This window comes from Bifidobacterium sp. LH_419, assembly GCF_056356955.1.
Map to the genome: position 1 here is coordinate 293,303 of NZ_JBKEVG010000001.1, position 14,559 is coordinate 307,861.

The window sequence follows — 14,559 nt, forward strand, 5'->3', positions numbered from 1 at the left end:
GCGGCTATGCTCACTCGCCGTCCTTGGAGGACAGCTCGTCGGCGACCGCGGCGGCGGCGGAAGCGGCCTCGACGGACTCGGCCTCCTCCTCTTCGGCGGCGTCACCGAGGAACGCGGAGAGGTCGACCTCTTCGCCGTTCGCGGTGAACTTGACGGCGCGCATGCCGGCGAGCAGGCCCTTGGAGCGGCCGACTTCCTGCACGGCGGAGCCGAGCTGGCCGTTCTTGATGATCGCCTGGATGAAGGCGTTCGGGTCCATGCCGTACTGCTGGGCGATGGAGGCGAGGAAGTTGAACACGTCGGCCTGGGAGACCTCGACGTTCATCTTCTCGGCGAGGGTGTCGAGCAGGATCTGGTCCTTGATCTCCTTCTCGGCGCCTTCCTCGGCCTGCTTCTTCTGCTCGTCGGTGGCCTTCTCCGGATCCGGGGTGAGGCCCTTGAGGTGCTCCTCGACCGCGGCGGCCTTGACGCCCTTCGGCACCGGGATCTCGAGGCCTTCGGCCAGCTTCGCGAGGAACGCGTCGCGGGCCTCGGTGGCCTGACGGCCCTTGGCGTCCTCGCCGGCGGCCTTGCGGATGTCGGCCTTGAGCTCCTCGAGCGTGTCGAACTCGGAGGCCTCCTGGGCGAAGTCGTCGTCCAGCTCCGGCAGCTCCTCGGCCTTCACGGAGTTGACCTTGACCTTGACGGTGGCCTTCTCGCCCTCGTGCTCGCCGGCTTCCAGCGTGCCCTCGAAGGTGGTCTCCTCGCCGGCGGACAGGCCGTCGAGCGCCTCGTCGAGGCCGTCGAGCATGGTGTTGGAGCCGAGCTCGTAGCTCACGCCCTCCTGGGAGTCGACGGTCTCGCCGTCGATCTCGGCGGACAGGTCGATGTTGGCGAAGTCGCCCTTGGCGGCCGGGCGATCCACGCCGACCAGGGTGCCGAAGCGCTGGCGCAGGGCCTCGAGGCGCTTGTCGACGTCCTCATCCTTGACCTCCGGGGCGGCGATGGCGATCTCCATGCCGTCGATCTGAGGCAGCTCGATCTCCGGGCGGCGCTCGACGGTGGCGGTGAACTTGAGCTTGGTCTCGTCCTTGGCGGACTGCGGGACCTCGACGACGTCGAACTCCGGCTGGGCCATCGGGTGGATCTTCTTCTCCTCGAGGGCCTTGGAGTAGAGCTCCGGCACGCCATCGTTGACGGCCTCACCGGCGACGGCGCCGAAGCCGAAACGCTGGTCGATGATCTTGCCCGGAACGTGGCCCTTGCGGAAGCCCGGCACGTTCACCTGCTTGGCGATGTCCTTGCGAGCGGCATCGAGGTACGGGTCGAACTCCTCCGGTTCGACGGTGATGGTGAGCTTCACCTTGGTGGGTTCGAGGTTACGAACGCTGATCTTCACGCTAAACGCTCCTGAAAAGTTGTTTTTCCTATATCTGCCCGAAGGCAACCGTCACATTATAACGCGCGACACGGACGCTGCGACGAGTTTCACCTGCCAGTCGCGCGCGCCCTGCGCCGCGAGGAAGGCCGCCACGTCACGCGACGCCGGGTCGTCGGTCCAGCACAGGTTGCGGATGATCTGCGGGCGGATGATCACGTCGGCGGGCGTGCGCGTGTCCTCCGCGATCTGGTTGACGACCTTCCGCACGCGCTTGAGCCGGGCGAGACGTTCCGGACGGCGCTCCCACATGCGCATGCCGCGCGGCGCGTTCGTCTCCTCGCCGTCGTCCCTGCCGCCGCGGGCGTCGCCGTGGCCCGACGGCATGACCGGAAGCTCGTCGTCGGGCAGGTCGAGCGCCTCCTGGATGGCGGCCTTCCATACGGAGGGCTTCACGGCGCGCTGGATCGGCGCGTACCGCTCGAACATCTTGTCCTGTTCGCCTCCCGTGTGCATGCGCACGCGCTCGTTGAGGCAGCGCACGGCACGGAACTCGCGCGCGTTGTGCGGTTTGCGCTTCGCCGCCTCGATGATCGACGAGTCGGCGAGCAGCAGCGTCGGCGCGATGTCGTGGAGCCGGGCGAGCTCGTCCCGCTTCGTCCACAGGGCGCGCGCGACGGCGAGGGCGCGCGGGTCGCGGTTGATCTCGGTGATGTGGGAGATGCGCAGCCACGGCACGGGATGCTCGTGGCGGGGCCTGCCGGACGTGCCTTCGGCGAGGATGTGCGCGAACTCCTCCTCGGCCCACTCCTCCTTGCCGGCGCGTTTCAGGTCGGCGCGCATGAGCGACTCGAGCTCGATGAGGAGCTCGACGTCGAGGGCCGCGTAGTTGCGCCAGTCGTACGGCAGCGGACGGTACGACCAGTCGGCGGCGGAATGCTCCTTGGCGAGCGTGATGCCGAGATACTGCTCGGTGACGGAGGCGAGGCCGAAGCGGTGCAGTCCGAGGAGCCTCGCCGCGACCTCCGTGTCGAAGAGCCCGCGGGGCGTCAGCCCGATGTCGGCGAATCCCGGCAGGTCCATCATCGCGTCGTGGATGATCCACACGGCGTCGCCGACCGCGTCGTTGAACCGGTTCCAGTCGACGCCGGCGCGGGTGAGCGCGACCGGGTCGAGCAGGACGATGCCCGCCCCCTCGCGTTTGAACTGGATGAGCCAGTCCTCGTGCCCGTAGCGGAATCCGGACGCGCGCTCCGCGTCGGCGGCGAGAGGTCCGGACGCCCCGGCCAACGCCTCGCAGGCACGTCGGTAGCCTTCCGGCGTGTCGGTCAGTGGGGGCACGCCCCCACGCGGCTTGGATTGCAGTCTTGGTTCCGCTTTCGGTTCAGTCAACGTCCGTTTCCCCGTCGAAGAGAATGGTGGATTTGAGGAAGCGGGCCCATACGGACACGCTCGCTCCGGCATCATACGGCATGCCGTCGAACGTCGTGGGGGTGAAGGAGACGCGGATCTCGCATCCGGAGGAATCGTCGCGTCCGAGCGAGCCGAACGCGGTGTTGCGCGTGACGGTGACGGTGCCGCCCACGCTGTCCGGATCGACGCCGTCGAGATGGTCGCACATGAGGTCCCAGTAGAGGTCGGGGGCGAGCGCGTCGTCCTCGTCGTTGTCGAGCGGGAGCCGCGCGAACGCGACGCAACGCCAGCGTGATCCCCAGTCGTCGCGCGGCGTCGCGCTGTAGAGGATCATGATCCATCCGGTGGCGACGCCTCCCGGCGTGATGCCGTCGAAGGGGAAGCCCGCGTCGTCGTCGCGCGTGCCCGCCTCGAGTTCGACGCCGATGCCGTAGTCGGCGAGCGTCGAGGGGACGGGGATCTCGCGATAGCGTACGTCCCCGATGCGTCGCATGCCGCGGACCGATTCGACCGCATGCCATACGTCGTCGGGCACGCCGGCCGGCCGGCCCGGCAGTCCCGGACCGGCGTCACGCCCGGTGCGCGATTTCACGCCCGTGGGAAATGCGTAGATGTCGGCCATATCTCCAGCGTAGGTGCCCCCGCGCGCTTTCGGGGCATCGGCACGCGGGGATTTGGGGCGAATCTAGTACACGGTGAAGCCGTGCGCCTCGAACTGCTTGACGACGCGCTCGCGCAGCGCGGCGCTCGGGCCCTTCTGGTTCTCCAGCGGGTACGGGATGCGCAGCTCGTGCCACTTCGGGCGTCCGAGCTGGTGGAAGCCGAGCACGTCGATGTGCTCCACGGCCCCGTCGAAGCTCTCGCAGATGCGCGCCACGTTCTCGACGTTCTCCTCGGAGTCGGTGAGTCCGGGCACGAGCACGAAGCGCACCCAGATCTTCTTGCCGGCCTTGGCGAGACGCTGGCCGAAGTCGATGGTGGGCTGGAGCACGCCGCCGGTCACCTTGTGGTAGGTCTCCTCGTCGCCGGATTTGACGTCGAGCAGGCACAGGTCGATGTCCTCGAGCATCGCGTCGGTGTAGCTCGTGTTGAGGAAGCCGGACGTGTCGAGGCAGGTGTGCACGCCCATCTCCTTGGCGGCGTGGAACACGCGGGAGACGAAGGCGGGCTGCATCATCGACTCGCCGCCGGAGAACGTGATGCCCCCGTGCGTGGCCTTGAACAGGTCCTTGTAGCGGTCGACCTTCTTGATCATCGCCTCGAGCGTGACGGGCTTGCCGTCGCGCATCTTCCAGGTGTCCGGGTTCTGGCAGTACTGGCAGCGCAGCGGGCAGCCGGACATGAACACGGTCATGCGCGTGCCCGGGCCGTCGACGGACGTGTTGATGTCCCACGAGTGGACGAAGCCGATGTCGCCGGACCTGAGCGCGGCGATGCGGTCGCGGCGGTCGAGGCCGATCGGCGATTCGAAGCCGGACAGGCCTCCCATGAGGGTCTGCTTGGCGTAGGTCTTGGATTCGCGCAGCATATGGCGCGTGGTGGTGCGGAACTGGGTTTCGGGCATCGTCGTCCTCCTGTTCCGAGTGATGCACGGAATAATCGTAATCGTATTGGTTGTTGCAGTTGTCGCATAAGGAAGGGGTGGGACGAATCCCACCCCTTCATCGTTCTACCGCTTCACGCGGCCGCTGGTCTCCGACGGGAATCAGTCGGTGACGGCGCCCTGGTGGAAGGTACGGGAGATGACGTCGAGCTGCTGCTCCTTGGTGAGCTTGACGAAGTTCACCGCGTAGCCGGAGACGCGCACGGTCAGGTGCGGGTACTTCTCCGGGTGCTCGACGGCGTCCTCCATGGTCTCCTTGCGCAGGACGTTGATGTTCGCGTGGTAGAGGCCGTGGCCGTTGCCGGCGTCGAGGATGCCGACCAGGTTGCCGATGCGCTCCTCCTCGTCGCGACCGAGGCCATCGGGGGTGATGGTGTTGGTCAGCGAGATGCCGTCAAGCGCGTCGTTGTAGTCGATCTTGCCGACGGAGAACATGGACGGCAGCATGCCGTGGGAGTCCATGCCGTTCTCCGGGTTCGCGCCCGGGGCGTACGGGGTGCCCTTCTTGTGGCCGGACGGGAAGGAACCGGTGTTCTTGCCGTACTCGACGTTGGAGGTGATCGTCAGGATGGACTGGGTCGGGACGGCGCCGCGGTAGACCGGCAGGCGCTTGACCTGGCCCATGACCGTGGAGACGACCCACTTGGCGATGTCGTCGGCGCGGTCGTCGTCGTTGCCGTAGATCGGGAACTCGCCCTCGGTGCGGTAGCCGACGACCAGGTCGTCATCGGCGCCCTCGACGTACTCGTACTCGTGGCCTTCGAGGTTCTTGGCCTCGGCGTTGGTGATCGGGTACACCTTGGCGTACTTGATCGCGGCGAGGGAGTCGGCGGCGATGGACAGACCGGACATGCCGCAACCGAGGGTGCGGTACACCTCCTTGTCGTGCAGGGCCATCTCGATGGACTCGTACGCGTACTTATCGTGCATGTAGTGGATGATGTTCAGCGCCATCACGTAGGTCTCGGACAGCCATTCGAGGGCCTTCTCGTAGTTGTTCTTGACCTTCTCGTAGTCGAGGGTGCCGTCGGCCTCCGGGAGGATCGGGTCGATCACGCCCTTGTCGATGACCTGCATGCCGGTCATCTCGTCGCGGCCTCCGTTGATGGCGTACAGCAGGGCCTTGGCGGAGTTCACGCGGGCGGCGAAGAACTGCATCTGCTTGCCGACGCGCATCGGGGAGACGCAGCACGCGATGGCCGCGTCGTCGCCCCAGTGGCCGCGGATCTCACGGTCGGACTCGTACTGGATGGCCGAGGTGTCGATGGAGATCTTGGCGCAGAAGCGCTTGTAGCCTTCCGGCAGCTTCGGATCCCAGAAGATGGTGATGTTCGGCTCCGGGCCGGGTCCGAGGTGCTCGAGGGTCAGCGTGTTGAGCAGACGGAACGAGGTCTTGGTGACCAGCGGACGACCGTCGTCGCCGAAGCCGGCGTCGGACCAGGTCGCCCAGTACGGATCGCCGGAGAAGATGGCGTCGTAGTCCTTGGTGCGCAGGAAGCGCACGATGCGCAGCTTCATGACGATGTTGTCGATGAGCTCCTGGGCGTCGGTCTCGGTGATCTTGCCGGCCTGGAGGTCGCGCTCGATGTAGCAGTCGAGGAACGCGGAGTTGCGGCCGAAGGACATGGCGGCGCCGTCCTGGGACTTGATGGAGGCGAGGTAGCCCATGTAGGTCCACTGCACGGCCTCCTGCGCGGTCTGCGCCGGGCGGGTCAGGTCGAGGCCGTACTCGTTGCCGAGGTTGATGAGCTGCTTGAGGGCCTTGATCTGCTCGTCGTGCTCCTCGCGGAAGCGGATCCAGTGCTCGATCTCCGGCTCGGTGAAGTCGTTGCGGTACGGCACGGAGTCCTTGTCGCGCTTCTTGAAGGCGATCAGCTTGTTCACGCCGTACAGGGCGACGCGGCGGTAGTCGCCGATGATGCGGCCGCGGCCGTAGGCGTCCGGCAGACCGGTGAGGATCTTGTTGTGGCGGGCGACCTTGATCTGCTTGGTGTACACGCCGAAGACGCCGTCGTTGTGCGTCTTGCGGTACTTGGTGAAGATCTTCTTGATCTCCGGATCCGGCTCCTTGCCGGCCTCCTTGATGGCCTGCTCGACCATGCGCCAGCCGCCGTTCGGCATCATCGCGCGCTTGCAGGGGACGTCGGTCTGCAGGCCGACGATCACGTTGTCGACCTCCGGGGAGTCGATGTAGCCGGCCGGGAAGGCGTCGATGCCCGCCGGGGTGTGGGTGTCCACGTCGTAGACGCGCTGCTTGCGCTCGACGGCCAGGTAGTTGTCGTCGAGGTACTTCCACAGGTGCTTGGTCTTCTCGGTGGCGGGGGCGAGGAAGCTCTCGTCGCCGGTGTACGGGGTGTAGTTCTTCTGGATGAAGTCACGAACGTCGATGTCCTTCTGCCAGTTGCCGCCCTCAAAGCCGTCCCACGCCTTCGCGTCGAGCTCTTCCGCGGTCAGTGCAGCAGATTCAACAGCTGTCATTTCCACTCCTTGGTGTTGTATCTTCCGACGCACCTTCGTCGTCGTTGTCTCCCAGTGTAACCGCCAGAAAATGGGAAAAGGCGCAAAACGGGCGTGACATATCTCACATTGCGTTATCGTTCACACGCCCGTTCCGCGCCGGTTTCCATCGGTTGCCGCAATCGGCGGCGGCCAGGGGGCTCACGCCCCGGAGCCGTCGCCATGGCCGCTACGCCTTATGCGGCCGGTCCCAGTCGAGGTTCCACTGCCGGTCCTGCTCCTTCCAGAGGGTCTCGCGATCCTGGAAGATCTTCCACGCGTCGAGCGCGTCCTCGCGGGACTTGTACGGCCCCATGCGCTGCTCGATCGGGGATTTCGGCCCCTGTTCGGGTTCCCCGGTGACCATGTTGAAATACCATCGCGTGTCCTTCGCCATGATGATCTCCCTTCTGCAATGGCACGACTGGTTATTCGCGGTTACTCGCGGAACGCGTTGGTGATCGGCAGGCGGCGGTCGCGGCCGAACGCGAGCGCGGTGACCTTCGGCCCCAGCGGGTATTGGCGGCGCTTCCATTCGGCGCGGTCGACGAGACGCATCACCGTGTCGACGGTCTTCTCGTCGAAGCCGTCGGCGAGCAGGTCGGCGCGGCCGTGCGCGTGCTCGATGTACGCGGCGAGCACCTGGTCGAGCAGCTCGTATTCGGGCAGCGAATCGGAGTCCTTCTGCCCGGGGCGCAGCTCGGCGGACGGCGCCTTCTCGATGGAGGCGACCGGGATCATCACGCCGTTCTCGAGCGGCGTGCCCGGCTCCCCCGCCTCGTTGCCCACGATCTTCAGGCCGCCTATGCCGACGCCGGCCGCGGCCGCCTTGTTGCGCCAGCGGGACAGCTCCCACACGCGCGTCTTGAGCAGGTCCTTGATCGGCGCGTAGCCACCGACCGCGTCGCCGTAGATCGTGGAGTAGCCGCAGGCGAGCTCCGACTTGTTGCCGGTGGCGACGGCGAGCAGCCCCTTCGAGTTCGAGTAGGCCATGACGATGACGCCGCGGATGCGCGCCTGCAGGTTCTCGGCGGCCACGCCGTCGAGGTCGAGCTGGCCCTGGAACGCCTTGAACAGCGGCTCGATGGGCTGCACGTCGTAGTGGGCGCCGATGTTCGCGGCGAGGTCGGCCGCGTCGTCCTTGGAACCGTCGGAGGAGTACATGGAGGGCATGGAGATGCCGTGCACGTTGTCGCCGCCGACCGCGTCGGCCGCCATGGCGGCGACGAGCGCGGAGTCGATGCCGCCGGACAGGCCGAGAGTGACTCCGTGGAAGCCGTTCTTGGCCATGTAGTCCTTGAGGCCGAGCACGCAGGCGGTGTACACCTCCTCGTCCGGGTCGAGCTTCGGCGCGACCGTGGACTTGGCCTGGTGCACCTTCGCCGTGTCGAGCGTCCAGAAGGCGAGGTCCTCCATGAACATGGGGGCGCGTTCGAGCAGCGTGCCGTCGGCATCGACGACGAAGCTGCCGCCGTCGAAGACGAGGTCGTCCTGGCCGCCGACCTGGTTCACGTAGATGAGCGGCGCCTCCACTTCGGCGGCGCGGCGCTTCGCCAGTTCGAGGCGCACGTCGGTCTTGCCCTCCTCGTACGGGGAGCCGTTGATGGTGACGAGCGCGTCGATGTCGCGGCCGGCGAGTTCGGCGACGGGGCCGCCGTCCTGCCAGATGTCCTCGCAGATGGCGACGCCGAGGCGGGCGCCGTCCACGTCGAGCACGACGGAGCGTTCGCCGGCCTTGAAGATGCGGAACTCGTCGAACACGCCGTAGTTGGGCAGGAAGTGCTTGTCATAGCCGGCCCACACGACGCCGTCGTGCAGCACGACGAGACGGTTGTAGGGCTTGGAGGTCTCATGGTCGGTGCCGACGGTGCCGACCACCACGTACAGGTCGCGCAGTCCCTCCTTCCTGAGGGATTCGGCGAGCCCGTTGGCCTTGTCCCATGCGGCCTGGCGGAACGTGCGGCGCAGGGCGAGGTCCTCGATCGGGTATCCGGTGAGCGTCATCTCCGGGAAGACGACGACCTTGGCGCCGTCGGCGGCGGCGCGGCGGCTGTAGTCGAGCACCTTGTCCGCGTTGGCGTCGAGCGCGCCGACGCAGGTGTCGATCTGGGCGAGTGCGAAGCGAATCTGTGTCATGTCTCCCTATCCTAATCCGTGGTCGTCGTCCGTCCCGTCAACGCCGTCCCGCGGCGTCATCCCGTCCCCGTCGCGTCAGCGCGCGGCGGCGCCGTCGCCGGTACCGGAGGCGCCGAGTTCGGCAAGCACGCGCAGCGCGGCGTTCACGTAGAAGTCGACGAACGTGGGGATCGACGCGTCGAGGCCGACGAACCGGGGGCTGTGCCAGTCGGCGCATCCCTCCGCACCGTTCGAGCCGATGAACGCGAACACGGAGCGGGTCGTGCGCGCGAACTCGCAGAAGTCCTCCCCCGCCATGGACGGGCGGATCGGCTCCAACGCCGCGTAGCCGCGCACGTCGGCGGCGACGGCGCGCGCGAGCGGCGCGTCGGAGACGACCGGATCCTGGAAGTCGTCCCACGTGACGTCCGCCGTGATGCCGAACGCCTCCGCCGTATGCCCGACGACCGCCTTGAAGCGGCGTTCGGCGAGCAGGCTGTCCTCCTTGTGGAAGTAGCGCACGGTGCCCTGGAAGCCGGCTTCGGCGGGCACGACGTTCCACACGCGGCCGCCGTGCACCTCGGTGATGGACAGGACCAGCGGGTGCAGGGCGTTGACGTTGCGGCTGACGATGGTCTGCAGTTCGAGCACCATCGACGCGAGCGCCTCGATCGGACCGGTGCCCTTGTGCGGGTATCCGGCGTGCGTGCCGTCCGCGTGGAGCGTCACCTGGAAGCGCACGCAGCCGGCCATCATCGGCTCGACGCCGACCGCGACCTCGCCGGGCGCGTAGTTCGGGTTGTTGTGCGTGCCGATGATCGCGTCCACGTCGTCGAGAAGCCCCGCGTCGAGCATCGCGAACGCGCCCTGGCCGGTCTCCTCGCTTGGCTGGAAGAGGATCTTCACGCTGCCGGCGAACCGGTCGCGGTGCTCGGCGAGCCAGAACGCGGCGCCGAGCAGTCCGGTCATGTGCAGGTCGTGGCCGCAGCCGTGCATGACGCCCTCGTTGACGGAGGCGAACGGCAGGCCCGTGTCCTCGACGATGGGCAGGCCGTCGATGTCGGCGCGCAGGGCGACGCGCGGCCCGGGTCCGCCCTCGCCGCGGATGAGCCCGACGACACCGGTCTCCAACGGGTTGTCGAGCACCTCCACGCCGTGCGTCTTCAACTGGTCGGCGAGGTAGATGCTGGTGTCGTATTCCTTGAAGCTGCGTTCCGGATGCGCGTGCAGGTAGTGCCGGATCGCGACGAGGTCCGGGTCGGACTCGACGTGCCCGACGACGGCGGAGGCGGTGATGTCGGTTGCGTGGTCTGTGCGGTCTGTTGCGTTGCGTTCGCTCATACGCCCGATTGTAGGTCGTGCCCGCGTGGACGGGACGGATACGTCCGTCGACGGTTCCGACACCCGTTCCGCCCGTCGTCTCCCCTCACCTCCCTAGACTGGGATGCGGAACGATCCGATTCCTGCGATTCCCGCGAGGAGGCACCATGACCACGCCCGACATCCGCGCCGCGTTCTTCGACATCGACGGCACACTCACCAGCTTCGTGACGCACACGATCCCGCAGTCCACGATCGACGCGCTGCACCGGCTGCAGGCGAAGGGCGTGAAGGTGTTCATCTGTTCGGGCCGCGCGCCCAGCCACATGACCGTCGTGCTCGACATGATCCCGGTCACGTTCGACGGCATCGTCGGCCTGAACGGCCAGTACTGCGTCGACCATGACGGCTTCCTGGAGAAGGAGGCGCTCGACCCGCAGGACGTGCGCACGATCGTCGCCTGGCTGGACCGCCACCCGGACGTGGTGGCGAACTTCTGCGAATCCGACTACGTGTACTTCAACCAGGTGACCGAGCCGATGCGCGCCACGTGGAAGCAGCTCGGCAAGACCGCGCCGAAGGTGTTCGTCGACGACCCGCATACGCGCCCCGCGACGCATGAGACGTTCCAGGTGAGCCCGTACATCGGCGACGAACAGGAGAAGGAGATCGTCGGATTGTGCCGCAACGTGGCGGGCGTGCGTTGGCATCCGGACTTCGTCGACCTGATTCCGGCCGACGGCGGCAAGCCGAAGGGCATGGAACGCTTCATGCGCCACTACGGCTGGACGCGCGAACAGGTGATGGCGTTCGGCGACGGCGGCAACGACGTGACGATGCTGGAATTCGCCGGCATCGGCGTGGCGATGGGCAACGCGACCGAAGGCCCGAAGGCCGCCGCCGACTACGTGACCGACGACGTCGACCACGACGGCGTGATGAACGCTCTCAAGCACTTCCACGTGCTGTAAGAGAGGACCCCCTCAGTCGGCCTGCGGCCGACAGCTCCCCCTGAAGGGGGCGCAGAACGGATTGCGCCCCCTTCAGGGGGAGCTGTCCCGCGAAGCGGGACTGAGGGGGTCTATGCCGTCTCTACCGCGATCGTCACTCCGCGACGTCGACGGAAAGGATCACGGCCGGTTCGGTCGGACGGTCCATCGGGTCGGTGGGCAGCGCCTCGAGCTTGTCGACCACGGCCTTGGACTGGTCGTCGGCGACCTCGCCGAAGATCGTGTGGTGGCCGTCGAGCCACGGGGTCGGCACGGTGGTGATGAAGAACTGGGAGCCGTTGGTGCCGTGGATCTTCCCGTCGCGGCCGCGGCGCAGGCCGGCGTTCGCCATGGCGAGCAGGTAGGGGCGGTCGAACTTGAGCGTCGGGTCGATCTCGTCGTCGAAGTCGTAGCCGGGGCCGCCGGTGCCGTTGCCGAGCGGGCAGCCGCCCTGGATCATGAAGTCCTTGATGATGCGGTGGAAGCTCAGGCCGTTGTAGAACTTGCCGTGGGAGGGCTGGCCGGTGTACGGGTCCGCCCACTCCTTCTCGCCGGTGGCGAGGCCGAGGAAGTTCTTCACTGTCTCCGGGGCCTTGTCGTCGAACAGGTTGATGGTGATGTCACCTTCGGAGGTGCGCATGATGATCGTAGTCATGGCGTCAAGTCTGTCATAGTCGCAAGACGACGGGGACGGACCCATGGAACGGCGTCGGCCCGCGTCCGTCCCGATGCGGGGACGGACGCGGACCGACGGCATCGCGGACGATCGCCTGCGCAATCAGCGGACGTGGTGGTCGATGCGCTTGGCGAACCAGTCGCCGAACGACTGGATGACCTGCACGAGGATGACGCTCAGGATCACGGCGACGAGCATCACGTCGTACTCGTAGCGCTGGTAGCCGTAGCGGATGGCGATGTCGCCGAGGCCACCGGCGCCCACGGTGCCGGCCATCGCCGAGTAGCCGAACAGGTTGATGAACGTGATGGCGGCGCCGCGCACGAGCGACGGCAGGCTTTCGAACAGAAGCACCTTGGTGACGATCTGCCAGTTGTTCGCGCCGAAGCTCTGCGCGGCCTCGATGAGGCCGCCGTCCACGTCGGCGAGCGACTGTTCGACGACGCGAGCCACGAACGGCGCGGCGGAGATGACGAGCGGCACCATCGCGCCTTCGACGCCGAGCGACGTGCCGACGATGAGGCGCGTGAACGGGATGATGGCGACAAGCAGGATGATGAACGGGATGGAACGGCCGATGTTCACGATCCAGCCGAGCACGGTGTTGAGCGGGCGGTTCGGCCAGATGGACTTGGCACCGGTGATGGTGAGGAGCACGCCGAGTGGCACGCCGATCACGTAGGCGAGCAGCGTAGAGCCCGCGGTCATGATGAGCGTATCGCGGGTGCCTTCGAGCATGAGCTCGCCGTAGTTCGCGATGAATTCGGTGATGGTCTGTCCCATGGTCAGCGTGCCTCCTCATGCTTCGCGGCGGCCTTGGCCGGCTCGACCGGCTTGCCGTCCTCGTCCTCGTCGCGTCCGTTCTGCTCCTCGGCGCTGGCGATGAGCGCCTTGAGGATGTCGCTCTGCGGGTTCGCGAACAGTTCGGCGGTCTCGCCGGTCTCGACGATGTAGCCGCCGTCGATCATGGCGACGCGGTCGCAGATGTTGCGGGCGACGGACAGCGAGTGCGTGATGATGACGAGCGTGACGCCGAGCTCGCGGTTGATGCGGCGCAGCAGGTCGAGGATCTGCACGGTGGTGGTGGAGTCGAGGGCGCTGGTCGCCTCGTCGCACAGCATGATCTTCGGCTCGTTGGCGAGGGCGCGCGCGATGGCGACGCGCTGCTGCTGACCGCCGGACAGCTGACTCGGATACCGGTCCTCGAACCCTTCGAGGCCGACGAGGCGCAGGAGGCGCTTGCCGCGTTCGATGCGCTGCGCCTTCGGACGGTGCGCGAGCTCGAGCGGGAAAGTGACGTTGCGCAGCACGGTGCGCTGCTGGAACAGGTTGAAGTCCTGGAAGATCATGCCGATCTTCGTGCGCAGCTCGGCGAGGTCGCGCCCGGTGACGTGCGAGACGTCCTTGCCGTCGATGACGACCTTGCCTTCGGTGGGGCGCTCGAGCAGGTTGATGGTGCGCACGAGCGTCGACTTGCCGGCGCCGGAGGAGCCAAGGAAGCCGAACACCTCGCCGTCGTTGATGGTCAGGTTGATGTCGTGGAGCACCTCGTGCGCGTCCGCGCCGGTGCCATAGCTCTTCTTGAGATGGTCGAATTGGATCATGGATCGTTCCTGTCGTATGTGGTCGTGATATGCACGATGCCGCACGATATGGCGGTGATTCGCGTCGGACGCGTCACCCGTATACCGTGCGGCATGCTAGCGGAAGGGCTGGAGACCGATCAGAAGACCGGGACGACCGCGCCCTTGTAGTTCTTGTTGATGTAGTCGCGGACCTCGCTGGAGTTGAGGGCCTTCTTGAGCTCCTTGGTCTTCGCGGTGTTCTCGTTGCCCTTCTTGACGACCAGGATGTTCGCGTAGGTCTTGGCGGCCAGGCCTCCGGCCTTCTCGATCTGCAGGGCGTCCTTGGTGACGTCGAAGCCGGCCTGGATGGCGTAGTTGCCGTTCAGCGCGGCGATGTCCACGTCGTTGATGACGGTCGGCACGACGGCCGCCTCGAGCTCCTTGAACTGGAGGTTCTTCGGGTTGGAGGTGATGTCCTTCGGCGTGGCGTTGATGTCCTCCGGATCCTTGAGCTTGATCAGGCCGGCGTCCTGCAGGAGCAGGAGGGCGCGCGCCTCGTTGGTGGCGTCGTTCGGGACGGCCACGACGGCGCCGTCCTTGAGGTCGGCGATCTTCTTGGTCTTGCCCGGGTACAGGCCGAACGGCTCGAAGTGCACGGTCTCGACGGAGACGAGGTGGGTGCCCTTCTCCTTGTTGAAGTTGTCGAGGTACGGCTTGTGCTGGAAGTAGTTGGCGTCGACCTCGCCGTCCTCGGTGGCGGTGTTCGGCTGCACGTAGTCGGTGAACTCCTTGACCTCGAGTTTGTAGCCGTCCTTCTCGACGATCGGCTTGACGGCCTTGTTGAGGATCTCCGCGTGCGGGGTCGGGCTGGCGGCCACGGTGATGGTCTTGTCGTCCTCCTTGCTGGTGGCGGTGGACGAGCTGCCGCAGCCGGACAGGCCGAGCGCGGCGACGGCGACGACGGCCAGGGCGGCCGCGGCGGACTTGGTGAAGCGCATGATGTCTTCCTCTCTCAATTCATCATC

Annotated in this window: 13 protein-coding genes; 1 reads left to right on the forward strand and 12 read right to left on the reverse strand. The window is 66.7% G+C overall.

All coding sequences use genetic code 11. From position 1 onward, the window contains the following. Nucleotides 1–10 precede the first annotated feature (10 nt). The 8 genes from tig to AC1AYX_RS01535 form a co-directional block, all read right to left on the reverse strand. Nucleotides 11–1,378, reverse strand: a complete 1,368-nt coding sequence (gene tig / locus AC1AYX_RS01500) for a trigger factor (RefSeq protein ID WP_476501832.1) — start codon at nucleotides 1,376–1,378, stop codon at nucleotides 11–13. Nucleotides 1,379–1,429: 51 nt separating this feature from the next. Next, entirely contained in the window at nucleotides 1,430–2,698 is a 1,269-nt protein-coding gene (locus AC1AYX_RS01505) for an HRDC domain-containing protein (protein WP_476501833.1), read from the reverse strand. A gap of 43 nt (nucleotides 2,699–2,741) precedes the next feature. Beyond that, entirely contained in the window at nucleotides 2,742–3,392 is a 651-nt protein-coding gene (locus AC1AYX_RS01510; RefSeq protein WP_476501834.1) for a DUF3000 family protein, read from the reverse strand. A gap of 63 nt (nucleotides 3,393–3,455) precedes the next feature. Continuing rightward, nucleotides 3,456–4,334: a pyruvate formate-lyase-activating protein gene (pflA, locus tag AC1AYX_RS01515; RefSeq protein ID WP_476501835.1), complete on the reverse strand. Its 879-nt coding sequence runs from the start codon at nucleotides 4,332–4,334 to the stop codon at nucleotides 3,456–3,458. Nucleotides 4,335–4,475: 141 nt separating this feature from the next. Next, nucleotides 4,476–6,851 (reverse strand): formate C-acetyltransferase, encoded by a 2,376-nt coding sequence (gene pflB, locus AC1AYX_RS01520; protein WP_476501836.1) that lies wholly within the window; start codon nucleotides 6,849–6,851, stop codon nucleotides 4,476–4,478. A 208-nt stretch (nucleotides 6,852–7,059) separates the two neighbouring features. After that, a complete protein-coding gene (locus AC1AYX_RS01525; protein WP_476501837.1) occupies nucleotides 7,060–7,266 on the reverse strand; it encodes a hypothetical protein in 207 nt (68 codons plus the stop codon). 41 nt (nucleotides 7,267–7,307) lie between these two features. Further along, a complete protein-coding gene (locus tag AC1AYX_RS01530; RefSeq protein WP_476501838.1) occupies nucleotides 7,308–9,005 on the reverse strand; it encodes an NAD+ synthase in 1,698 nt (565 codons plus the stop codon). A 75-nt stretch (nucleotides 9,006–9,080) separates the two neighbouring features. After that, the gene (locus tag AC1AYX_RS01535; RefSeq protein WP_476501839.1) at nucleotides 9,081–10,325 is read right to left on the reverse strand and encodes a M20 metallopeptidase family protein; all 1,245 of its coding nucleotides are present in this window, start codon (nucleotides 10,323–10,325) and stop codon (nucleotides 9,081–9,083) included. A gap of 146 nt (nucleotides 10,326–10,471) precedes the next feature. Between AC1AYX_RS01535 and AC1AYX_RS01540 the strand changes: the two genes are divergently transcribed. Next, a complete protein-coding gene (locus tag AC1AYX_RS01540; RefSeq protein WP_476501840.1) occupies nucleotides 10,472–11,275 on the forward strand; it encodes a Cof-type HAD-IIB family hydrolase in 804 nt (267 codons plus the stop codon). Nucleotides 11,276–11,408: 133 nt separating this feature from the next. Here AC1AYX_RS01540 and AC1AYX_RS01545 read toward each other — a convergent pair whose 3' ends face one another. From AC1AYX_RS01545 to AC1AYX_RS01560, 4 genes are all read right to left on the reverse strand, one after another. Further along, entirely contained in the window at nucleotides 11,409–11,948 is a 540-nt protein-coding gene (locus AC1AYX_RS01545; protein WP_101622857.1) for a peptidylprolyl isomerase, read from the reverse strand. A 123-nt stretch (nucleotides 11,949–12,071) separates the two neighbouring features. Beyond that, nucleotides 12,072–12,752: a methionine ABC transporter permease gene (locus AC1AYX_RS01550; protein ID WP_476501841.1), complete on the reverse strand. Its 681-nt coding sequence runs from the start codon at nucleotides 12,750–12,752 to the stop codon at nucleotides 12,072–12,074. Between the two features lie 2 nt (nucleotides 12,753–12,754). Then, complete coding sequence (locus AC1AYX_RS01555) at nucleotides 12,755–13,573, reverse strand: methionine ABC transporter ATP-binding protein (RefSeq protein ID WP_476501842.1); 819 nt, start codon at nucleotides 13,571–13,573, stop codon at nucleotides 12,755–12,757. A gap of 119 nt (nucleotides 13,574–13,692) precedes the next feature. After that, on the reverse strand, nucleotides 13,693–14,532 hold the full coding sequence (locus AC1AYX_RS01560) for a MetQ/NlpA family ABC transporter substrate-binding protein (RefSeq protein ID WP_476501843.1): 840 nt from the start codon (nucleotides 14,530–14,532) through the stop codon (nucleotides 13,693–13,695). Nucleotides 14,533–14,559: the final 27 nt, after the last annotated feature.